Annotated in this window: 16 protein-coding genes and 1 pseudogene; 12 read left to right on the forward strand and 5 right to left on the reverse strand. The window is 68.1% G+C overall.

What is annotated here, in order from left to right; genetic code table 11:
- The first annotated feature begins 116 nt into the window (after positions 1-116).
- The 5 genes from Q664_RS48725 to Q664_RS48745 all read left to right on the forward strand — a co-directional run bounded on the left by Q664_RS48725 (position 117) and on the right by Q664_RS48745 (position 9,977).
- The gene (locus Q664_RS48725) at positions 117-5,426 is read left to right on the forward strand and encodes a trifunctional serine/threonine-protein kinase/ATP-binding protein/sensor histidine kinase (protein ID WP_043413513.1); all 5,310 of its coding nucleotides are present in this window, start codon (positions 117-119) and stop codon (positions 5,424-5,426) included.
- A 413-nt stretch (positions 5,427-5,839) separates the two neighbouring features.
- The gene (locus Q664_RS48730) at positions 5,840-7,207 is read left to right on the forward strand and encodes a phosphomannomutase/phosphoglucomutase (RefSeq protein WP_043413516.1); all 1,368 of its coding nucleotides are present in this window, start codon (positions 5,840-5,842) and stop codon (positions 7,205-7,207) included.
- A 16-nt stretch (positions 7,208-7,223) separates the two neighbouring features.
- On the forward strand, positions 7,224-7,778 hold the full coding sequence (locus tag Q664_RS48735) for an NADPH-dependent FMN reductase (RefSeq protein ID WP_043413519.1): 555 nt from the start codon (positions 7,224-7,226) through the stop codon (positions 7,776-7,778).
- Positions 7,779-7,799: 21 nt separating this feature from the next.
- Positions 7,800-8,729 carry an ROK family protein gene (locus Q664_RS48740; protein ID WP_043413522.1) on the forward strand — a complete coding sequence of 310 codons (930 nt, stop codon included), beginning with the start codon at positions 7,800-7,802 and terminating at the stop codon, positions 8,727-8,729.
- 54 nt (positions 8,730-8,783) lie between these two features.
- The gene (locus tag Q664_RS48745) at positions 8,784-9,977 is read left to right on the forward strand and encodes a BMP family lipoprotein (RefSeq protein WP_043413524.1); all 1,194 of its coding nucleotides are present in this window, start codon (positions 8,784-8,786) and stop codon (positions 9,975-9,977) included.
- Positions 9,978-10,062: 85 nt separating this feature from the next.
- On the opposite strand, the gene Q664_RS48750 is transcribed toward Q664_RS48745, so the two are convergent.
- Both Q664_RS48750 and Q664_RS48755 read right to left on the reverse strand, forming a co-directional pair.
- Positions 10,063-11,175, reverse strand: a complete 1,113-nt coding sequence (locus Q664_RS48750) for an OmpA family protein (protein ID WP_043413527.1) — start codon at positions 11,173-11,175, stop codon at positions 10,063-10,065.
- A gap of 23 nt (positions 11,176-11,198) precedes the next feature.
- On the reverse strand, positions 11,199-11,555 hold the full coding sequence (locus Q664_RS48755; RefSeq protein ID WP_043413528.1) for a DUF4398 domain-containing protein: 357 nt from the start codon (positions 11,553-11,555) through the stop codon (positions 11,199-11,201).
- Between the two features lie 276 nt (positions 11,556-11,831).
- Between Q664_RS48755 and Q664_RS48760 the strand changes: the two genes are divergently transcribed.
- Together Q664_RS48760 and Q664_RS48765 are read left to right on the forward strand one after the other, a co-directional pair.
- Positions 11,832-12,986: a TIGR03118 family protein gene (locus tag Q664_RS48760; protein WP_052519654.1), complete on the forward strand. Its 1,155-nt coding sequence runs from the start codon at positions 11,832-11,834 to the stop codon at positions 12,984-12,986.
- A 140-nt stretch (positions 12,987-13,126) separates the two neighbouring features.
- A pseudogene (locus Q664_RS48765) lies at positions 13,127-14,068 on the forward strand (endonuclease/exonuclease/phosphatase family protein); the annotation flags it as partial.
- Positions 14,069-14,194: 126 nt separating this feature from the next.
- Here the strand turns inward: Q664_RS48765 and Q664_RS59790 are convergent.
- Together Q664_RS59790 and Q664_RS48775 are read right to left on the reverse strand one after the other, a co-directional pair.
- A complete protein-coding gene (locus Q664_RS59790; RefSeq protein WP_160174668.1) occupies positions 14,195-14,662 on the reverse strand; it encodes a hypothetical protein in 468 nt (155 codons plus the stop codon).
- A gap of 59 nt (positions 14,663-14,721) precedes the next feature.
- The gene (locus Q664_RS48775) at positions 14,722-16,257 is read right to left on the reverse strand and encodes a LysM peptidoglycan-binding domain-containing protein (RefSeq protein WP_075207726.1); all 1,536 of its coding nucleotides are present in this window, start codon (positions 16,255-16,257) and stop codon (positions 14,722-14,724) included.
- A gap of 571 nt (positions 16,258-16,828) precedes the next feature.
- Between Q664_RS48775 and Q664_RS48780 the strand changes: the two genes are divergently transcribed.
- From Q664_RS48780 to Q664_RS48795, 4 genes are all read left to right on the forward strand, one after another.
- Positions 16,829-17,713 carry a hypothetical protein gene (locus Q664_RS48780; RefSeq protein WP_043413541.1) on the forward strand — a complete coding sequence of 295 codons (885 nt, stop codon included), beginning with the start codon at positions 16,829-16,831 and terminating at the stop codon, positions 17,711-17,713.
- A gap of 41 nt (positions 17,714-17,754) precedes the next feature.
- Positions 17,755-18,495 (forward strand): hypothetical protein, encoded by a 741-nt coding sequence (locus tag Q664_RS48785; protein ID WP_043413543.1) that lies wholly within the window; start codon positions 17,755-17,757, stop codon positions 18,493-18,495.
- Between the two features lie 351 nt (positions 18,496-18,846).
- On the forward strand, positions 18,847-19,473 hold the full coding sequence (locus tag Q664_RS48790; RefSeq protein WP_043413547.1) for a hypothetical protein: 627 nt from the start codon (positions 18,847-18,849) through the stop codon (positions 19,471-19,473).
- Between the two features lie 145 nt (positions 19,474-19,618).
- The gene (locus Q664_RS48795; RefSeq protein ID WP_043413549.1) at positions 19,619-20,041 is read left to right on the forward strand and encodes a hypothetical protein; all 423 of its coding nucleotides are present in this window, start codon (positions 19,619-19,621) and stop codon (positions 20,039-20,041) included.
- A gap of 18 nt (positions 20,042-20,059) precedes the next feature.
- Here Q664_RS48795 and Q664_RS48800 read toward each other — a convergent pair whose 3' ends face one another.
- A complete protein-coding gene (locus Q664_RS48800; protein WP_043413552.1) occupies positions 20,060-20,392 on the reverse strand; it encodes a tellurite resistance TerB family protein in 333 nt (110 codons plus the stop codon).
- Between the two features lie 186 nt (positions 20,393-20,578).
- On the opposite strand from Q664_RS48800, the gene Q664_RS48805 reads away from it, so the two are divergent.
- Positions 20,579-21,757, forward strand: a complete 1,179-nt coding sequence (locus Q664_RS48805) for a hypothetical protein (protein WP_043413555.1) — start codon at positions 20,579-20,581, stop codon at positions 21,755-21,757.
- Positions 21,758-21,768: the final 11 nt, after the last annotated feature.

Genomic DNA, 21,768 nt, shown 5'->3' on the forward strand with positions numbered 1-21,768 from the left:
TACGGTGCGGGGGATGGACTCCTACCCCGAGTGGGCCATGCGCTGTCGAGCGCGCGACGGCGGGCTGCCCGTCTTTGGGAGGTTCTGGCGAGGTGTTAGAAACCCGCCGTACCACCATGATGGACATCCCCGGGTACAAGCTCCTCGGCCTCTTCCAGATGACGAGCAGCAGCCTGCTGTTCCAGGCGCTGCGCGAGGCTGACGCGGTACCCGTCATCGTCAAGACTCCGCGCAACGAGCACCTCGGCCCCCGCGAGCATGCGCGCTACCAGCGTGAGTACGACGTGTTGCAGCGCCTGCGGGGGACGCCCGGAGTGCTCGCCGCCCGGGGCTGTGAGGTGCTCCGGGAGCGGCCGGTGTTGCTGCTGGAGGACGTGGGGGGAAAGGCCCTCTCGGAGCAGCTGGGCCAGCCCCTGGCTCTCGCCGACTTCTTCTCCATCGCGATTTCCCTGGCCGCCACGCTGGCGGAGATGCACCGCCGCGGCGTCATCCACAAGGACATCAAACCCGCCAACATCCTCCGCTCTCCAGGAGGGGAGGTGTGGCTCATCGACTTCGGCCTCGCCACGCTGAGCCAGGTGGAGCACGTGGAGGGCGCCACTGTCTCCCTCGTGGAAGGCACGCTGCCGTACATGTCCCCGGAGCAGTCGGGGCGCATCAACCGGGTGGTGGACTACCGCACGGACTTCTATTCGCTGGGCGTGACGCTCTATCAGCTCCTCACGGGGCGTCTGCCCTTCCGGGGGAAGGATCCCCTGGAGTGGCTCCACGCGCACATCTCCCAGACGCCCGTATCTCCGAGCCAGTGGGAGTCCACGATTCCGCCCATGCTCTCGGCGGTGGTGCTCAAGCTGCTGGCCAAGGCCGCGGACGAGCGCTACCAGAGCGCCGAGGGACTGAAGGCGGACCTGGAGCGGTGCCACGAGGCGTTGCGGCGGGGCGTGAGCGAGGACTTCCCGCTCGGCCTCCAGGACTTCCCCGCCCGCTTCCAGCTTCCGCAACAGCTCTACGGCCGCGAAGCGGAGGTGCGGACGCTGCTGGGCGCCTTCGAGAGCGTGGCGCGGGGTGGACGGCCCGGGTGGGTGCTGGTGCGGGGTTACTCGGGCATCGGCAAGTCCTCCATCGTCCAGGAGTTGCACAGGCCCGTGCTGGAGCGCCGGGGCTTCTTCCTCCGCGGCAAGTTCAACACGCTGCAACGCGACGTGCCCTACGACACGCTGGCCCAGGTCATGCGGGCGTTGGTGCAGCAGGTGCTGGCGGGCAGTGACGAGGAGGTGGCGGCCTGGCGTCAGCGGCTGACGGAGGCCTTCGAGGGCAACGGCCAGGTGCTGGTGGACCTGGTGCCCCAGTTGGAGAGGGTGGTGGGCAAGCAGCCCGCCGCGCCGCAGCTTCCGCCCGCCGAGACGCGCAACCGCGTCAACCGCCTCTTCCAGCGCTTCCTCGGGGTGTTCGCCTCCTCGGGGCGGCCGCTGGTGCTCTTCCTGGACGACCTGCAGTGGGCGGACTTCGCCAGCCTCCAACTGCTGAAGTTCCTGAGCACCCATCCGGACACGCCGCCCCTGCTGCTGATTGGCGCATACCGGGACAACGAGGTGGACACCGCGCACCCGCTGGCGATGGTGCTGGAGGAGGCGCGCAAGGAGGGGGCCCGGTTCGCGGACCTCCAGTTGGGGCCGCTCTCGCCCGCGCAGACGCGGCAACTGGTGGCGGATACCCTGCCCGGCGCGAGCCAGGAGCTCCTCGAGCCGCTCTCGGAGCTCCTCCAGTCCAGGACGGGAGGCAATCCCTTCTTCCTCCTCCAGTTCCTGCAGACGCTCTACCAGGATGGGCTGGTGGAGCGGGTGCCACGGGGGGGATGGCTGTGGAACGCGGACGCCGCGCGGGCCATGGCCTACGCGGACAACGTGGTGGACTTCATGTCCGGCCGGTTGCGCAAGCTGCCCGCGCCGGTCCAGCGTCTGCTCTGCCTGGCCGCGTGCGTGGGCAACACCTTCCCGCTGGAGAACCTGGCCCTCCTCACCCGGCAGGACGTCTCCGAGGTGGAGCTCGGCCTGGAGCCGGCGCTCCAGGAAGAGCTGGTGATGCGGAGTGGCGCCCAGCACTACCGCTTCCTGCATGACCGCATCCAGCAGGCGGCCTACGCCCTGCTATCCGAGCCGGAGCGCAAGGCCATCCACCTGGAGATTGGCAGGCTGCTGTGGGGCCGCCTCTCGCCCGGCGAGCTGCGCGAGCGTCTCTTCGACGTGGTGGGGCAGCTCAACGCGGGCGTGGAGTTGATGGGGGACGAGCAGGAGCGTGCCCGGCTGGCACGGCTCAACGCCGAGGCGGGCTTCCGCGCCCAATCCTCCAGCGCCCACCGTTCGGCCATCGGCTACTTCGCCATGGCCCTGCGGCTGATGCCCGGGGAGCTGTGGGAGACGGCGCCCGAGCTGGCCCTCGAGCTGCGCCTGGGACAGGCCAGCAGCGAGCTGATGAGCGGCAATGGCCCCGAGGCCCGCCGCATCGTCGCGGAGCTTCGCGCGAGGCCGCTCTCGCACCAGGAGCTGGCGGCCGTCTACCGGCTCGAGAGCAACATCCTCCTCATCGCCAACCAGCCCGAGGCCGCCGCCGTCTGTCTGCTGGAGTGTCTGGCGCGTTTCGGGCTCCGCATCCCCGCGCGGCCCACCTGGGACGAGGTCACCGCCGCCCGGCGGGAGGTGGAGTCGCTGCTGGGCGGCCGTTCCATCGAGAGCCTCATCGAGCTGCCCACCATGACGGACCCGGAGGTGAAGACGGTGATGGGGCTGCTCGGGGCCCTGTTCGCTCCGGCCTTCTTCACCAGCGAGACGCTCCTGGCCCTGCACCTGTGCCACATGGTGGCGCTGACGCTGCGCCATGGCAGCACCCACGAGTCCGCGTCCGCCTATGTCTGGTATGGCTTCGTGACGAGCTGCCTCTTCAAGGATCCCCACCGGGGATATGCCTTTGGCGGGCTGGCGTGTGCCTTCGTCGAGCGCAACGACATCTCCGCCTACCGGGCCCGGGTCCTCTTCACCCAGGGCCACGTGAGCCTCTGGGTGCGGCCGCTGCGGGAGGCGAAGGAACTCTACCAGAAGGCCTTCCAGCAGGCGCTCCTGTCGGGGGACATGCAGATCGCCGGCTACTGCTGCATCTTCGTCTCCTGGCTCCAGCTCTCCATGGGCGCCGAGCTGGCCGAGGTGGAGCGCGAGGCCGCCACCCATGCCGAGTTCGCGCGCAGGGCCGGCTTCCGGGACGCGAGCAACATCACCGGGCTCCTCCGGGCCTTCTCGCGGCAGATGCGGGGGCTCACCGAGTCCTTCGGCACCCTGAACGGGGAGGGGTTCCGGGAGGAGGACATCGAGCGCCTGCTGGTCACCGGCATGGCCCCGTTGAAGTGTTCGTATCCCGTCATCAAGACGCGCTCCCGCTTCATGGCGGGCGCCTACGAGGAGGCGCGCCAGGCGGCGGACAAGGCCCAGGGGATGCTCTGGGCGGTGCTCGGCCGCATCCAACTGCTGGACCATCACCTCTACAGGGCGCTGAGCCTGGCGGCGTGCTGCCGGGAGGCCTCGCCGCCGCTGCGGGAGCAGTACCTCAAGGACATCCAACAGCACCGGCGGCAACTGGAGGAGTGGGCCACGAGCTGTCCGGAGACGTTCCGGTCGGCCGAGCGGATGGTGGCGGCGGAGCTGCACCGCCTGCACGGGAGACTCGAGCTGGCCTTGCGCGGCTACGAGGAGGCCATCGACGCCGCCCGCGAGCATGGCCTCATCCACGACGTCGCCGTGGCGAGCGAGCTGGCCTCGCACTTCTGGAAGGAGGCGGGAATCCCGCTCATCGCCCTGGCCTATGCCCGCCAGGCGCGCGACGCCTATCTGCAGTGGGGCGCCGAGGGCAAGGTGCGGCACCTGGACGAGCAGTGGCCGGACATCTCCCGGCTCGTCCTGAGTGGCCAGGGCACCACCAGCTATGACACGGGCTCCAAGCTGTTGGACGCGCTCAGCCTCGTCAAGGCGCAGCAGGCGCTCTCCAGTGAGATGGACCTGGAGCGGCTGGTGGGCACCCTCATGCGTGTGGCCATGGAGAACGCGGGGGCCCAGCGGGGCGCCCTCCTGTTGCTGCAGGGCGAGACGTTGACGGTGGCGGCGCAGGCGCAGTCCTCCGAGGGCGCGGTGCGCGCGGTGTCCCCGGAGCAGGCTTCCTGGCGGCTGCCCTGGGCGTTGATCACCTACGTGCGGCGCACCGGTGAGCACGTGCTCATCGAGGACACCTCCCAACCCCACGCCTTCTCCTCCGGCCCGGCCGGCATCTCCAGCCAGGCGGGCTCCGTGCTGTGTCTGCCATTGACTCGCGGGGAGGCCTTCTACGGCGTGCTGTACCTGGAGAACGCCCTCACGGCCGAGGCCTTCAATCCCAGCCGCATCACCCTGTTGCAGCACCTGGCCTCCCAGGCCTCCATCTCCATGGAGAACGCGCGGCTCTACTCCGAGGTGCGGCAGGCCGAGGCCGCCCTGCGTGAGGCCAACGAGGCGCTGGAGTCCCGCGTGGAGGAGCGCACGCGCGAGCTGAAGCTGGCCCAGGCGAACCTGGTGGAGACGGCGCGCATGGTGGGCAAGGCCGAGGTCGCCTCCAGCGTGCTGCATGACGTGGGCAATGCCCTGACGAGCCTCGTGGTGGACAGCGATGCCCTGCGCCGCACGGTGGAGACCTCGCGCATGGGCCGTGTCGAGCAGGTGGTCGACCTGATGGCGCGGCACCGCGATGACCTCGCCGGCTTCTTCACGAAGGATCCCCGCGGTCTCCAGTTGTTCACCTACCTCTCCGGCCTCGCGGGCGAGCTGGTCCAGGAGCGCGCCTCCCTGCAGCGGGGCATGGAGGACCTGGCGAAGAACGTCGATCGGGTGCGCACCATCATCCAGATGCAGCAGGCCTACGCGAAGGCCACGCTGCTGGTGGAGGAGTGTGACCTGTCCGAGGTGCTGGACGAGGTCCTGCGTCTGCAGGCGGGCGTCCTGCAACAGTGGAGCGTACGGGTGATGAAGACGCTGGCGCCGCTGCCCAGGATGAAGGTGGACAGGCACCGGCTGCTGCAGATCCTCCTCAACCTCATCAGCAACGCCCGGCAGGCCATGGAGCAGGTGATCCCGGGGGAACGCCGGCTCCACATCCGGCTGTATGCGGAAGGGGAGTGGGTGTTCTTCCAGGTCATCGACAATGGCAGGGGCATCGCCCCCGAGGTGCACGGGCGGCTCTTCACCCAGGGGTTCACCACCCGCAAGGAAGGCCATGGCATCGGCCTGCACTCCAGCGCGCTCGCGGCGCAGCTCATGGGCGGCAAGCTGACGCTGGATAGCGAGGGTCTGGGATTGGGCGCCACCGCCACCTTCAAGTTCCCCTCCACGGGGGCGGACACCCAGAGCGCGTAGAGGCTTTTCCTCACATGGTTCTTCACTCACTGCCGGACCGGAGGCGGCTCCCGGCGGTGCCGGAGGCGGTGCTGCGGCAGCTGGCGGTCCTCGGTGGGCTGGAGCTGACGTACACCTGCACCCCCCCGGGCTCGGGCGAGCGGATGGGTATCGAGGGGACGACCCTCACCCCCCGCCCTCTCCCAGAGGGAGAGGGAGCATGCGCAACACGACCAGGGCCACGCAAAGTCACGAGGGGTTACACGGAGGGTGCACCCCGGCGGGGCGGCCCGTTCCTCCCCGGACCCCCGGGGAGGGGGGCTTTCAGTGGGGGGCAGGGGCTCCGCTTGAATACCCCCCCGCCCCGGGCTTGTGTATACAGTGCGCCGCCCTCGACCCCGCCTCCCCCTTCGAGGGCATCAGGAAACAGCCTCATGAACGCGCATATCTTCCGCGAGTACGACATCCGTGGCCTGGTGGACAAGGACCTCACCGTCGAGGTGGTGGAACTGCTGGGCCAGGGACTCGGCACCGTGGTGCGGCGCAAGGGTGGACGCTCCATCGTGGTGGGCCGCGATTGCCGCGAGTCCTCCACGCGCTTCCGCGACGCCCTCTGCCGTGGCCTCACCTCCACCGGGTTGAACGTGCTCGACGTGGGCGTGGTGCCCACGCCGCTGACCTACTTCGCCGCCAACACCCTGCCGGTGGACGGCCTGGCGATGATCACCGGCAGCCACAACCCGCCCGAGTACAACGGCTTCAAGATTGGCGCCGGCAAGACGACCTTCCACGGCCCTGAAATCCAGGCGCTGCGCAAGCTCATCGAGGCGCGTGACTTCGAGAAGGCCGCCACGCCGGGCGTCGTCAGCCCCTTCGACATCCACACGCCCTACTACCACTTCGTCCGTCAGACGGTGAAGGTGGGCCGCAAGGGGATGAAGATCGTCATCGACGCCGGCAATGGCACCGGCGGCGCCGTGGGCGTGCCGCTCTTCGAGAGCATGGGCTTCGAGGTGGTGCCGCTCTTCTGCGACATGGACGCCACCTTCCCCAACCACCACCCGGACCCCACCGTGGTGGAGAACATGCAGGACCTCATCGCGGCGGTGAAGCGCGAGAAGGCCGAGGTGGGCATCGCCTATGACGGCGACAGCGACCGCATCGGCGTGGTGGACGACCAGGGCAACATCCTCTGGGGGGATCAGCTCATGATCCTCTTCAGCCGCTACGTGCTGAAGGAGAGCCCGGGCGCCGCCATCGTCGGCGAGGTGAAGTGCTCGTACACCCTGTACGACGACATCGCGAAGCACGGCGGCAAGCCGGTGATGTGGAAGGCGGGCCACTCGCTCATCAAGGCGAAGATGAAGGAGGAGCACGCGGAGCTGGCCGGCGAGATGAGCGGCCACATCTTCTTCAAGAACCGCTACTTCGGCTTCGACGACGCCATCTACTCCTCGGCGCGCCTGCTGGAGATTCTCACCCACGAGAAGGCGAAGCTGTCCGAGCTGCTCGGGGACGTGCCCAGGACGTTCGCCACGCCCGAGCTGCGCGTGGACACGGTGGAGGAGAAGAAGTTCGAGATCGTCAAGCGCGCCACCGAGACGCTGCGCAAGGCGGGCCACTCGCTGGTGGACGTGGACGGTGTGCGGGTGACCTTCCCGGACGGGTGGGGCCTCATCCGCGCCTCCAACACCCAGCCCATCCTGGTGCTGCGCTTCGAGGCGAAGACGCCCGAGCGGCTGGAGGAGATCCGCCAGCTCATCGAGGGCACGGTGGAGAAGGTGCAGCGCGAGGTCGCCTGAGCTAGAGAGGGCCCCCATGGCGACTCCCCATATCCTGGCCCTGTGCGGCAGCGCGCGCACGGGGGGTTTCAACAAGAAGCTGTTGGACCTCGCGGTAGCGGAAGCCCGTGCGCAGGGCGCCGAGGTCGATGCCGTGGACCCCAAGGTGCTCACGCAGCTGCCCATCTATGACCAGGACGTGGAGGCGAAGGGCTGGCCTCCGCTGGTGAAGGACCTGCGGGAGCGGCTGGCCCGTGCCAACGGGCTGCTCATCGCCAGCCCCGAGTACAACTCCTCCATCCCGGGCGGGTTGAAGAACCTCATCGACTGGGTGTCGCGTCCGCCCGAGCGCCTCTTCACGGAGAAGTGGGCGGCGGTGATGGGGGCGACGCCGGGCGTCTTCGGCACCGCGCGCATGCAGCCGCACCTGCGGCAGGTGCTGGCCTCCACGGGCGCGCACGTGCTGCCCACCCAGGTGCACCTGCCGCGGGCCACGGAGGCCTTCAACGCGGACGGGAGTTTCAAGGACGAGGCCCGGCGCAAGGAAGTGGCCGCGCTCGTCTCGTCGCTCGTTTCCAAGCTCAAGGGCTGATTGCCCGACCGGAGGACATGCATGCCCACACTGGGAATCGACCTGGGAGGCACCTTCGCCCGCGCGGCGGTGGTGGATGCGAAGGGCACCATCATCGCCTCCGCCAAGATGGCGCTCGGCGAGCGCAGCCCCTCGGCGGTGGTGGAGTCCATTGCCCACGCCGCCAAGGCCGCGGTGGACGCGGCGGGCATGCCCGTGCAGGGGTGTGGCGTGGGCGCGGCCGGACAGATTCATGGGGAGTCGGGCGTGCTGGCCGTGGCGCCCAACCTCGGCTGGCGCAACGTGCCGCTGGGGGAGCTGCTCCGCACGCGCCTGGGCTACCCCGTCCGGGTGGTGAATGACTTGTCGGCCGCCGCCTGGGGTGAGCTCAACGCCGGAGCGGGCCGCGGCTCGCAGGACATGTACACGGTGTTCGTGGGCTCGGGCGTGGGCAGCGCCATCATCGCCGGGAACAAGCTGGTGACCGGCGGCGGCGGTGTGGCCGGCGAGCTGGGCCACATCAAGGTGGTGCCCAACGGGCGCCGGTGTGGCTGCGGCGAGCTGGGCTGCCTGGAGGCGTATGCGGGTGGCCACAACCTCATCGCGCAGACGCGCGAGTTGCTGGCCACGGGCCGCTCGCACGTGCTGATGGAGCTGACGGGTGGAGACCCGGCCCGGGTGACGCCGGTGACGCTGGAGCAGGCGGCGGACGCGGGCGACGCCGAGGCGCGTGAAATCTACGAGCGCGCCAGCCTCATGCTGGCCATCGCCATCGCCAACCAGGTGACGGTGCTCAACCCGGCGCGGCTCATCCTGGGCGGTGGCGTGTTGACGCACTGCCCCGGCATCCGGCGGCGCGTGGTGGAGGGCGTGCAGGCGTTCGCTTCCACCACCTCGCGCGAGGGGCTGCTCATCTCCGACGCCGAGCTGGGTGACGACAGCGGGCTGATCGGCGCGGCCCTGCTGGCCTGACGTCTCCCGGGGCGTGACTTGAGGGGCGGGCGCGGCTCTGCTACAGCCCGCGCCATGGCCACTTCCCGCCCCTTCCTGCGACTGTCCCTGCTGTCCGCCCTGGTGCTCGTGTCCGCCTGCAAGAAGCAGGAGGCGGCGAAGCCGGAGGGCGCTCCCAGCGATGCTCCGGCCGCCACCGCGCCGAAGGCGAAGACGCTGAAGGTGGGCCTGGTGACGGACGTGGGAGGCCGCGGTGACCACTCCTTCAACGACTCGGCGCTGCGCGGGCTGGAGCTGTGGGGCGCGGGCAAGAAGATGGAGGGGGGCAGCTACAAGGACGCCACCCCGGAGGAGCTGAAGGAGACGCTCGCGCAGGACCTGGCCACGCGCGGCATCTCTCCGGTGGGGGCCACCCCCGTGGTGCTGCAGAGCAAGGTCCCCGAGGACTATGAGCCCAACCTCCAGACGCTGGTGGACGAGGGCGTGTCCCTGGCCATCGGCGTGGGCTTCATGCTCGAGAACGCCGTGGAGACGGTGGCGAAGCGCAACCCGGACGCGAAGTTCCTCCTCATCGACAGCCCGCTGGTGTCCGCGGACGGCAAGGTCTACACGCTGCCCAACGTGCGCACGGTGATGTACCGCGAGGAGCAGGGCAGCTTCCTGGTGGGCGCGCTGGCGGCCCTGGCCTCCAAGAACGACAAGGTGGGCTTCGTGGGCGGCATGGAGGTGCCCCTCATCAAGAAGTTCGAGGCGGGTTTCCGCGCCGGTGTGGCCGCCGTGAAGCCCCAGGCCACCGTGCTGGTGAACTACACGGGCACCTTCGACAACGTGGCCGCCGGCAAGCAGGTGGGCCAGGACCTCGTCAACAAGGGCGCGGACGTCGTCTACCACGCGGCCGGCTCGGATGGCCTGGGCGTCATCCAGGCGGTGAAGGAGGCGCGCGCCGCCGGCAAGCAGGTGTTCGTCATCGGCGTGGACTCGGATCAGTCGCACCTGGCCCCGGAGGCCGTGCTGACCTCCATGCTCAAGCGCGTGGACCTGGGCGTCTACGAGGCCGTGCGCGACCTGTCCCAGGGCAAGCTGGAGGGCGGTGATGTGACGCTGGGCCTCAAGGAGGGCGGTGTCACCTACGCTCCCGTCCGCGTGGACTTCCCGGGCAAGGCCGAGGCCCTCCAGAAGGTGGAGGAGCTGCGCGCCAAGGTCGTCTCCGGTGAAATCCAGGTGCCCACCCACCCGTCGCAGCTGACGGCCGCTCCGGCGAAGCCGTAACGCGCGTCCGGCGGGAAGCACCAGGCCCCGCTGCCTCCAGGAGGCAACGGGGCCTTGTCATGTCCGGCGTGTGCTTCTTCCCGGCTCAGCGCTCCGGAGTGGGCTGTTGCTGCTGCTGTTGCTGCTGCTGCTCACCGCCTCCGCCGATACCGCGCTCGATGACGATCTCCACCCGGCGGTTGTTCGCGCGGCCCTCGGCGTTCTTGTTGGAGGCGACGGGTTGCTCCTCGCCGCGTCCCTCGGTGCGGACGCGCTCGCTGTCCACACCACGCTCCACGAGGTAGTCCCGCACCGCTCCCGCGCGCTCGTAGGACAGCTCCTCGTTGAGGTCCGTGGGGCCCTGGCTGTCGGTGTGGCCCTCGATGAGGAGCGGGCTCTGCGTCTTCTTCAGCGCCTCGGCCACCTCGTCCAGCCGGCGCTTGGCCACGGGCAGGAGATCCGAGCTCCCCGAGCGGAAGAGCACGCTGCCGGAGAGCGTGAGCACCAGCCCGCGGGCCTCCTCCTTCACCTGCACCTGCCGGATGTTGCGCAGCTCGCTGGCCACCTGCGCCTGGGCGCGGGCCTCGGCCTCGGCCTGGGCGGCGCGCTGCTCGGCCTGGAGGCGCGCCTGGCGCTCCTGCTCGAGCTGGGCGTTGAGCTGATCCATCTTCGCCTGGGCCTCGTCGAGCCGCGCCTGGCGCTCCTGCTCCTCACGCCGGGCCTGCTCCAGCCGTTGTTGCTCGGCCTTCGCCTGGGCCTCCTGCTGTTGCTGTTGCTGGAGCTGGGCCTGCCGCTGCTCCGCCTCCGTGCGCAGGCGCTGGGCCTCGGCGAGCTCCGCGCGGGCCTTTTCCAGCTCCTGCCGCGTCCTCACGGCATCCGAGCTCTGTGCCGTGGCGAGCTGCTGCTCCGCCGCCACCCGCTCCTGCTCGGCCACCACGGCCCGGGCTCGAGACTCGGCGATCTGCGCCTTGCGCAGCGCCACGTACGCCAGCGTGCGCGTGTTCTCCGAGTCCCGCTCCCGGTCGAAGGAGCGGTTGGCCTCGTTGAGCGCCTCGCGCGCCTCGACGAGGGCATCCGGGCTGTACTGCGCCGCCGGCCCCGTGGAGGCCCGTTGATAGGCATAGCGCGCATCCAGCAGCTCTCGGGGCGTGCTCGCCGCGCACCCCGCGAACACGGCGGCTCCCAGCACGCCCCACGTCAGAAGTTTCCATCCCCGCATGACCTTCTCCTTACGTGTGGCTGTCACTGCACCGTGCCCTGGAGTTCCTGGACCTGCTGGAGCAACCGATCGGCCTCGGCCCGCGCTGGTGCCTCACGCGCCAGGGCCAGGGCCAGCTCCGCGTCCGCCTCGGCGCGCTTCAGGTACAGCGCCGCCTTGTCCCGCTCGTTGCGCTCGAGCAGCCGGCGCGCCTCGCTCGCCTGCTCCCGTGCCCACTGCAGGTGCTGCGCCGCATCCGGCACCGTCTCGGCTCCCGCCGCCTCCGCCTGGCGGATGGAGACCGCTGAGTCCACCAACTGCTCGGTGGGTGGCACCTGCTGCACTCCCGCGCAGCCGGCCAGTCCCAACATCAGTCCAGCGCCCACGATCGCTCGTCGCATCGTTCGTCGCTCCCTTGTACGGACCGCGGGCGGATCCAGGACCCGCCGCTTCCACGCAGCCGTCAACGCCTCGGAGATGTGCACTCGGAGACAGGGCAACAAGCACGGGCTTCCGTCCGCCTGTTCGAGTGCCTGGTGGGCGGGAGGGCCTGGGTTGGGGGACAGTAGTGCTCGGCTTTCACGGCCGCCGGGGTGGGTTGTCGCTCCTCGCCTCGGCTCCCAGGTTCCCGTCCGGCGATGCCGCTGTCCTGGCGGCATCGTGGAGGGGGGACACACATGAATGCTTCATTCCTTTCGGGCTCCTGGCGGAGCCCTGTGCTGGCACTCGCGCTCGCCGCTTCCCTGGCACCCGCGGCCGGTTTCGCCCACGATTCGTGCAAGCAACCCAATGCCTATGTGCAACGCAACCTCGTCGCCGACAGGGCGGGGTTCGCGGAGAACGTGGATCCCAACCTGGTCAACGCGTGGGGCATCGCCTTCAACCCGTTCGGTCTCGTCTGGGTCAACGACAACGGGACCGGCCTCTCCACGCTCTATAACGGCGACGGGGTGCCCAACGCGCTCGTGGTGACCGTCCCGCCTCCTCCGGGAGACACCGGACCGGGCAGGCCCACCGGCATCGTCTTCAATGGCACCGGCCAGTTCGTCGTCACCCAGGGCGAGGTCTCGGCTACCAGCTTCTTCATCTTCGCCACCGAGCAGGGCTCCATCACCGCCTGGGCTCCGGCCATCAATCTCACCAACTCCTTCACCGTCGTGGACAACTCCAGCACCGGCGCCAACTACAAGGGCCTCGCCCTCGCGCCCAATGGCACGGGGTTCTTCCTGTACGCCACGGACTTCCACAACGGGAAGATCGACGTCTTCGACAGCACCTTCGCGCCCGCCACGCTGCCGGGTTCCTTCACGGACCCCTTCATTCCCTCGGGCTTCGCGCCCTTCGGTATCCAGAACATCAACGGCAACCTCTACGTCACCTACGCCAAACAGGACCGGACCCGGGATGAGGAGCTCACCGGCAATGGACTGGGCTACGTCAGCATCTTCGATGCCAATGGCCGCTTCGTCCGGCGCCTCATCTCGCGCGGCAAGCTGAACGCGCCCTGGGGTCTGGCCCTGGCTCCGGCCAGCTTCGGCAAGTTCGGCAGCAAGCTCCTGGTGGCCAACTTCGGCGACGGCATCATCAACGTCTATGACCCGCAGACCGGACACTGCGAGGGCCGGTTGGAGCGGCCCGATGGCAAGACGATCAAGATCGATGGCCTGTGGGGTCTGGCCTTCGGCAGCGGCGTGGCGAACCAGCCCACCGATACGCTCTTCTTCACCGCGGGCCCCGAGGACGAGACCCATGGCCTCTACGGGCGCCTCGATGCGGTGCGCGTCAGTTGTGATCGCTTCGCTCCGGAGCCCGCGGCTCCCGAGTCCAACTGAGGTGTGCCGCGGCGCGGTATGAACGGCAGGGGCCGCCGGAGAAAGGTGCGGCCCCAACCATGTGGCACCAGGCTGTCGCTTGCCCGTAGGGCAGCCTAGGGTTCCTCTCGCGCTCCCATTCCGCGCACAGGACGGAACCCATGCCCCAGAGCTTCGCCCCCTCGAAGAAGACCCGTTTCGGGTCCAGGCTGATGCTGTCGCTGTTCACCCTTTCGCTCTCCGCGTGCGGTGTTGGCACGGACAGCACCGAGCCCCTGCCAGCCACGGAGGTGGGCTCCACCGGCTCCCAGCTCGCCACCGCCCGGGTGCGGCTGATGGCCGCCAACATCTCCAGCGGCAACTACCAGAGCTACGACCCGGGCCACGGCACCCGCATCTTCCAGGGCACGAAGCCGGACGTGGTGATGATCCAGGAGTTCAACTACGGCGACAACTCGGCCACCGCCATCCGGAACTTCGTCAACACCGCCTTCGGCTCCAGCTTCTATTACTACCGCGAGGCCGGCGCGCAGATCCCCAATGGCATCATCAGCCGCTACCCCATCGTCGCCTCGGGCGAGTGGGATGACCCGTACGTCACCAACCGCGACTTCGCCTGGGCGCGCATCAACATCCCCGGCCCCAAGGATCTCTGGGTGGTGAGCGTGCACCTGCTCACCTCGGATGCCACCACGCGCAACAACGAGGCCTCCAACCTGGTGTCCCGCATCAAGTCGCTCGTCCCCGCGGGCGACTACCTGGCCATCGGCGGTGACCTCAACACCGACACCCGCTCCGAGAGCAGCTTCAGCACCTTCTCCCAGGTGGTGACCACCAGCAGCCCGTATCCGGCGGACAAGAACGGCAACACCAACACCAACGCCTCCCGCGCCAAGCCGTACGATCACCTGCTCGTGGACTCGGACCTGCGCGCCTACCAGACGTCCACCGTCATCGGCTCCAGCTCCTTCAGCGCGGGCCTCGTGGTGGATACGCGCGTGTACTCGCCGCTGTCGGACATCTCCCCCGCGCTGTCCGCGGACAGTGGCGCCACCAACATGCAGCACATGGCCGTCATCAAGGACTTCCTCGTCCCCGCGGAGTAGTGCGGGTTCGGGCACGGCAACAAGCGGCGGGTTCGATTCCCGCCGCTTCCACTAGGTGTCAAAGCGCGCGGACATACGGTGCCGACACTCTGCCGGACTCTGGTGGGACACCACCACACTCTACTATCGCGTGTGGTGAATGGGGCGAGCGGATGAAATCCAGGCCGCTAGCATGGCGAGCCCTACAAGCATGACGACAGCGCCAGACGTGAGCAGGCGCAGGCCTCCCGCCTGAATCTCATTCGCCCAGAAGGAAGCGGCGGCGGGCGCGTCACTTATTTCGTACTGTCCCAGGTCTACATCTACCGGAGCGCCGCTCTGGTACGTCACGTATCCATGACCACTGCAGTGCCGGTAATACACATCCCCAGAGCCATTTTGATCCACATCCATGGCCATCAAGAAGGGCGGGTCGCAAAGAGTGTCAGTGCTGCCAATGATTGAGACAACCACACTGCCATCCGGGCGAGCCAAGTCGAACACGACAGCTTCTGGCTCGACGCGCCGCAAGACCTGAAAGGTGACTCCCGACAACTCCACGGTGTCTGGGTTCAGGCGGGCACGCGCGGTCCAGCCCGCGAAGAGGAGCATCCCACCGGCAAGGAGCAGTACCGCCACAATCCCCGCCGTGCCATACCTGGGAGGGTGGCTCACTTCAGCCGCCCCGAGAGCATTGTCATGAATTTGTCCACGAGGCTGTCGAGCTTGTCCGTTGGGACCGCCGACGACTCGTTCTTCTTGTGGAGCGTGTCGAATTCATCGGTGAGGCTTTTCCAGATGCCGTCGGGGAACCATCCACTACTCGACCAATAGCCTCGGTGCGCGTAGGCCTGCTTGGCGAACCAGGGCCGGGCGAAGGCAAGGATGCGGTCTCGGATGAAGTTGCGTAGGTCGACGCTGCCCTTCCTGCCTGAGACCTGCTCCATATACTCCTGAAACGTCTTGTCCCTCACTGATTTGTCCGCGAGGTACATGCTCCGGAGGATGTTCGACACCTTGTCACCGCCCGCCGGCCTGCGCGCTGGCGGTACGCTGTTGTGGAGTTCGACGGCGATGTAGCCGTGGATGTCACCGAGGAGCTGTGCGTCCGAGGCCTTGGCCATCAAGGCCGCAGGCAAGGTCGCGGTCGAAGCTCCCTGGACGTACCTGCTCAGCAGGTAGTCGGCATAGGCCTGGCCCAGGTCTCCAGCCCAAGTTGTGAAGTCGCGGACGTCCCCTCCACTCGCTGTTTTGAGCGTCTCGTACTTGCGGTAGGCTTGGACGCCGTCGTGACCCCTCTCCCTGAGGAAGACCAGGGGGTAGGCCGCTGGAAAGCCATTCAACCGTCCGTCGATGCCGGCCATGACGTGGCCGATGTCTACTTGGCCCATACTGGTGTTGATCTGCTTTCCGCCAGCACGCGGTGCCAGGTCCTTCATGTCGAACTTCTGCGCGATCGGGTTGGGCTTGGTCTCAATGTCCACCGCCTTGCCCGCTGCGTCATATACCCCTCTGCCCGCCACCAGCAGTTCCCAGTTCTGGTCGGAGAACCACAACTGGCGGATCTCCGTCGCGATCTCCGCCGGAAGGGCTTTGGGGTACTCGCGCTCGACCTCCTCGACGAAGGTGATGAAGTCGTTGCTCGTCCGGATGCTCCAGACGGCCGGCGGGACGACAGGGGCCGGAGCCGAGTTGGCCGCTGGAGTCTTCGGGGCCTGGGGGGCGCTCGCCGAGACGTATTCGACCAGCTCCTGTGACACGTAGCCCTCGTACTTCTTTCCACGGACCGTCGTCTTGACGCGCAGCCATCCTCCTTGATTCCCGACGACCACCACCCGGGTGTTTCGGCCAAGGTCGGTCAGGATGCCTTGGTAGGGTGCCCTGGGATTCCGGCGTGGTTCGCGACGCAGCGCTACGCTCCAGGGCAGGATCCTGCCAATCCAGCTTTCCTGGGTTTGACCCACCTGAAGCATCCCGGTGGCGGTCTTGGACTGTGTCGATGAGGATTCGTCGGTGCCGAGCGGGAGATGGAGCACCTGTCCAATCCAGACCCGAGTCGAATTCTGGAGGCTGTTGAGTTCCTTTAGTGTCGCCACCGTGACACCGTGTTTGTCGGCAATCGTCTCTAGGGTTTCATCCGCGCAAACGCGGTAACTCCGTCCTCGTACATTCCGCGACAGGTAACCGTGCCGCTTGTCTGTGGACATGGACTCCCCCCCGGGGCGAGCGTCGATGCTACCGGGGCCGTGTGCCGTGCTCAAGGCCAGCGCTCGTTTGAGCGCCGATCCCTCCCCAGCCACACCTCGCCAGGGCACACGCTAGCGCCAAACTCCCACGAGACTCCGCCAGGCCCGCTCTGGGAGTACCAGGCGGCGGGTTCGATTCCCGCCGCTTCCACTCAGGGCGTGCCCTTGTGGCGGCCGGGCTCGTCATGGGCCGTGTTTTCTGATGCGCCTCGCTTCCCGCTGGCACAGGTCGTCCCGTGCCACCCGTGCCTGGTCTCCTGTGCCAGGGCTCTGGCGGCGCGTGGCACACCGGGTGGACTGGCCACCCTCCGTGCCCGCGGAACGCGGCGGAAGTGCCCAGCACTCAAGGGGTTGGGGCGCCAGGCACGTGTGTGCCGCCCCCGTGTCCAACAGTTGGCATCCCGGGTGCATTCACCTCCTCGCGAAGGCCGCGCTCCTTCGAGGCCATCGGAGGCCCTCGCTGGGGCGCGGGACCGCACTCCCTTTCATTCGCAGACAGCGTCACCCACCCACGACATTCGGAGAAACACCCATGACACGAAGGATCCCCCTGTGCCTTGGTAGCGCCCTGCTGGCACTCGGCCTCTCGCAGAGTGCATTCGCCAGCGGGCTCTCGGACTTCCGCGCCGGCAAGGATGTCTATGTCAACGCGCTCGTGGTCGAGTTTGACGGGAAAACCCATGTCACCGCGGCCCATCAGCTGCCGAAAGAAGCCGGAAGCTTGACCATCTCCGTTTCGGCGGCGGACCTGGGGCTGGCCGGTACTTCCCAGCGTATCACCCTGACGGGCACCCAAGAGCCGGGCTCCTCGACCATCACCTGGAGCGTCAACCAGACGTTCCAGCCCCCCCTCTTCGTCGGCAACCGCAACTACATCGACAGTGTCTCCGGCAAGATCGTCACCAAGATCTGGCTGGGCTCTGGCAAGGCCGCGGCCAACTGCGAGCGCCCCCCGTGTCGTCGCAACACCACCTTCGAGCTGGCACCCGGCTCGGACATCACCCTCGCGGGCCACTCGGAGGGCAACATCGCATGGACGCAGCCTGTGCGGCTGCTGGAAATGAAGGGGGTGGGCGGGCTGGAGCAGCCCACGCTCGCGGGGATGTACATCGAAGGCCCCACTCCTCTGTGCTCCAAGGCGGACGAGAAGACGCCGCTCACGGTGGGCGCCTGGCTCAACACGGCCGTCACCGCTGGAAGCACCGTCATCGATTTTTCCAGCAGCAACCCCAGCAAGATTTCAGTGCCCAAGCGCATCGGCCTGTCCTCCGGCTCCGGCCGCCTGGTCTTCGATGCCTACATCCAGCCGGGCGCCTCCGGCCGGATCACCCTCTCCGCCTCCTCCAACGGCGTCAAGGACAGCCGGACTGTCACCCTCCTCTCCCCCGAGGACCCGGCCTGCCAGGGCCGCTTCTAGCGCCGCCGCCCGCAACGGCATTCCTGAAAGGATTCAACACCATGATGAAACAAAACCTGCTCTGTGCGCTCGTCTTCGTGATGCTGCAAGCCTGCGGCGACATCAGTTGTGAGAAGAAATGCGACCCCACCATCGTATTCCCCAACGCAGGGGCGTGCGCGGATTACACCAAGGCACCGGGAGATGTGGGAGGGCCCTGCGAGGAAGGATTCCTCGGGGACTTCTGCAACGACGGTCTGGCCTGTGTGAGCGGCGCCTGCCTTCCGTGCGGCGGCCCCGGCCAGGCATGCTGCGGCAGCGCCACCTGCCCGAACGGAGGCACCTGCGAGCCAAATGCTGACGGCTTCAAGGAATGCAACGCTCAGTGTGGCCAGGTCGGCCAGCCGTGCTGCACCGACAATCACTGTGACCCCGCCACCGGCACCTGTGACGTGCCGACCAAAACCTGTGTCGCCCAGAACAAGAGCTGCACCTTCAGCCCGTTGGATCCTTCGTGGGCAGTCCCCATCGCCGACAAGGCTGGTTGCGGCGAGCTGATGGTGATCAATGCCCCAACATACGATCAGGCAGTGAAATGCATCGAGCCCGAGATCACCGCCAACGGCTGGGTGATCCTCCCCCTCCCCCAGGTATTGGACGAGTACCTGATGTGCAACAGCGGCGGCCAGAACGCGCCCAACTCGCTGCATATCTTCGCCTTCTCGAATTCCGACGCCTACACCTGTGCACAGGCGATGTGCGCGGGGACCTGCACGACGACCGCGGGCTCCTGCGCCCCCTGAGCCCCCGACACCGCGTGCACCGGGCCATGTGGAACACCGATTCAGGGGCCAGTGGAATGAGCATGTTCCGCTTGGATTCGATCTCTCCCGACCTGGCCGGGAGTTTCACGCTTGTCGCCTCGAGATCCGAGCCTCGCTGCCTGGCTCGATGACCAGTACCTCCGCAGCGTAGCGGTGCGGGGGTTGGCCCGGGGCAGCTCCAGTTCTCGATGGGGTTGCCCCACAGCGGGTTCCACGAAACGCGGCGCGTCATGGAGAACGGACGGCGGATTTCCGCTCTCCGGCGCCGATATGCCTTCGCGAACCGCGCGTTCCCTGGAGTGTCACGGCCAAGCGATTCGGAGGGCTGCCATGTCGCGTCTGCTGCTGCTGTCGGGTTTCATGCTCCTGGGTGCCGGGTGTGCGGGTTCCCACTCCCACTTCCGTACCGGAGGGCCGGCGTATCCCCTGGGCCAACCGGCGGGGGAGCCCATGCTGGTGCAAGGCTCGTACGTCACCGGCCCCGCGTCCTCGCTCGTCATCGACGACCAGTCCATACGCGGCCGTTTCCGGGACAGGCCCGTGTCCCTCTCCTGGACCTGGCAGGAGGTCACCGGCTCGGTGGACGCACGCGGCACCTTCCTGGAGCTCGCCGAAGGGGATGACACCCGTGTCTGGGGCAGCTTCGGCGGCATGCCGGTGGACCTCACCCTGGACAAGGAGTGGCTCTACGGCAACGTGGGAGGCTGTGGCTACGTGCTGCGGCGCGCCGAGGATGGCTTCGTGGGCCGGCGCAGCTGCGGTGGGTCGCTGGAGGGGGACCTCCGGGTGGATTTCCCGGAGCCCCTCCTGGAGCGTCCGCTCGGGGAGCGGGCGTCCCTGATGACGCTGATGCTGGTCAACTTCACGAGCACCTACTCGCCCGTCATGTCGCTCGCCCGCTTCGCCCGGCCGCGCAATGCCAGCGTGGACGGCTCGGTCACCCACGTCAGCCCCTGAGCGGGGCCGCTCCCTTGCCGGCCAGTCCACGTCTGTCCGCCCGCGTCATGCGAAACAGCGGCGGGTGCAGACGCCGGGCGCTGGTACGATGTGTGGCGCCGGGGCATGTGCCCCGCCTCACTCATCGGCATCGGACTGGGAGAACATGGTCGATTTTCGCAACTTCATCGGACGTGGCACCGCGGCGGGCGGGAAGCTGAACATCTTCGCGAAGGTGGTCTTCGCCTTCGTGAACGTGGGCAACGGCGAGTTCATCGACCTCGGCTCCGCCCAGGCGGCCTTCAAGGGGAAGATCGACACGGTCTTCTACAAGGGAGACCTCTCGCTCACGCTGAAGCTGAACGAGGGCGGCAAGGCCGAGGTCACCCTCAACGGCAACCGCGCCTCCGAGGCCACGTACACCACCAGCGGCAGCAAGCTGACCATCGAGGCGAAGCTGGGCTCGAACATGCAGACCATCACCTTCGAGCCCGGTGGCAAGGGCAACGTGGAGACGTTCCTGGGCGTGAAGGGCTCGCAGACCATCGACGTGCACCTGGCGCCCGCAGAGAAGCCCGCGGTGGCCTGAGCCCGCGCGAGGAGGGGCCTACGGCGTCACACCCAGCCGGGAGGTGATGCGCTCGAGCATGGCCTTCTCCCCCTCGGCGAGCTTGCCATCGGAGACGCACAGGGCCCGGGCGGCCTCCAGCACCTCGTCCGGGCGGGTGCGCAGCACTTCCAGGTCCGGCTCGGGCATGGTGCCGCCAATGTCCAGCCGGTCCATCAGCGCGTGCAGCTCGGCCTCGGGCACGCTCCAGCTGCGGCCCAGGCCCAGGACGACCATGCGCTCGGTCTTGGAGATCTCCCGGTCCACCCAGGCGACCTGGAGCAACAGCTTGATGACCTCGATGTTGAAGCGGTCCTCGGCGGTGAGCGTCATCCGGCATCCTCGGCGGTAGAGGGAGGGCGGACTCTACACCGGAGCGCGGAGTGCCAAGGGAGAGGGGCGGGCCCGGGCGTCCAGGGGTGGACGGCTCATGTCGTATCCTCCTGGCGCATGGACCTCGAACGGGCGGGGCACATGTCCCTTGCGGCCTCTTGTCATTCCAGCAGGCGGAGCCTCCTCGTGCTGAGCGGGCTCGCGCTCCTTCTGTGGCTCCTGGGATGTGCCGGACGTGATGGCCTGCTCGTGGCCCGGGATTTCCCCGTGCTCGCGAGTGCCGGGCAGGAAGCCGTCGAAGTCGACTTCGAGGTGGTCACGCCGCGGCATGCCGGGGAACTGCGCCAGCGCGGCGTGCAATTGCCCCGGGCCTCCCGTTCAGGAGATCCACGCGCGCACCGGGATTTCGTCGAGCTCCGGGTGACCGCCGTGGGCTTTGGCCTCACGACGGGAGGGTACCTTCTCTACTGCGATGGCTTGCCATTGCCCGTGCTCGTCCCGGAGTCGCTGGTCGACCTCGAGCTCACGAGCGCGGAGCCGCTGAGTGACTCCATCTACCCGGACCGGAACGAGGCCCTGGCGGACATGGCGGCCAGGGCCTCCGGGTCAGGACGCGCGAGATATGCCTGGTATCGCGGAGCGGGTGGGGCGCTCATCGTGCCCACCGTCTTCTCTCCGGCCACCACCCCTCGCATCGCCCGGACGATGCTCGCGGTGCGGCAGGAACTGGTGGAAACGGGCCAGCGGGAACTGAAGGCCCTGTTGTTGGACATGACGGGGAACCGCATCCTGCGGGGAGTCTTCTCGCGCGTGGTGCGGATGGGCTCGGAGCCGGCAGTCCGTCCGTCTGTCCGGAAGGAGGGGCCTGGGGGCGAAGCTCCGGCGCCGCGACAGCCGGTGACGCGGGCCGCCGCGCCGGCCGCACCACCCGCGCCCGCCTCCGCGCCGGGTGCACCTGCGCCATCTCCGGGGCTGGTCCAGGCCCTCACCGGCGCCAACCCGACGCCACCCGTGGCCGCTGGCCCGCGCTCCCCCCAGGATGTCTCGGTCAACCCGAAGGTTCCCAATGTGCGGCGGCCAGACCGACCCATCGGCTCCAGCCCGGGTCAGAACGCGCAGCTCCAAGCGGACATCCAGTACCTGCGGAGCATCGGCGCCGAGAACATCCGGGTGAACCAGCAGCAGGTCGCGGTGCACAACAGCCAGCGCGTGGGAACCAATCGGCCGGATCTGCAGTTCGATTATAAGGGGCGACGCTACCATGTGGAGTACGACACGCCCGCGTCTGGCCGAGGCCCTGGCCATCAGTCTCGCATCACATCCAACGACCTCAACGCGGATGTCATCCTGCTGATCGTGCCCTGACGGGCGAGGCC

The organism is Archangium violaceum Cb vi76 (assembly GCF_000733295.1).
Lineage (GTDB): Bacteria > Myxococcota > Myxococcia > Myxococcales > Myxococcaceae > Archangium > Archangium violaceum.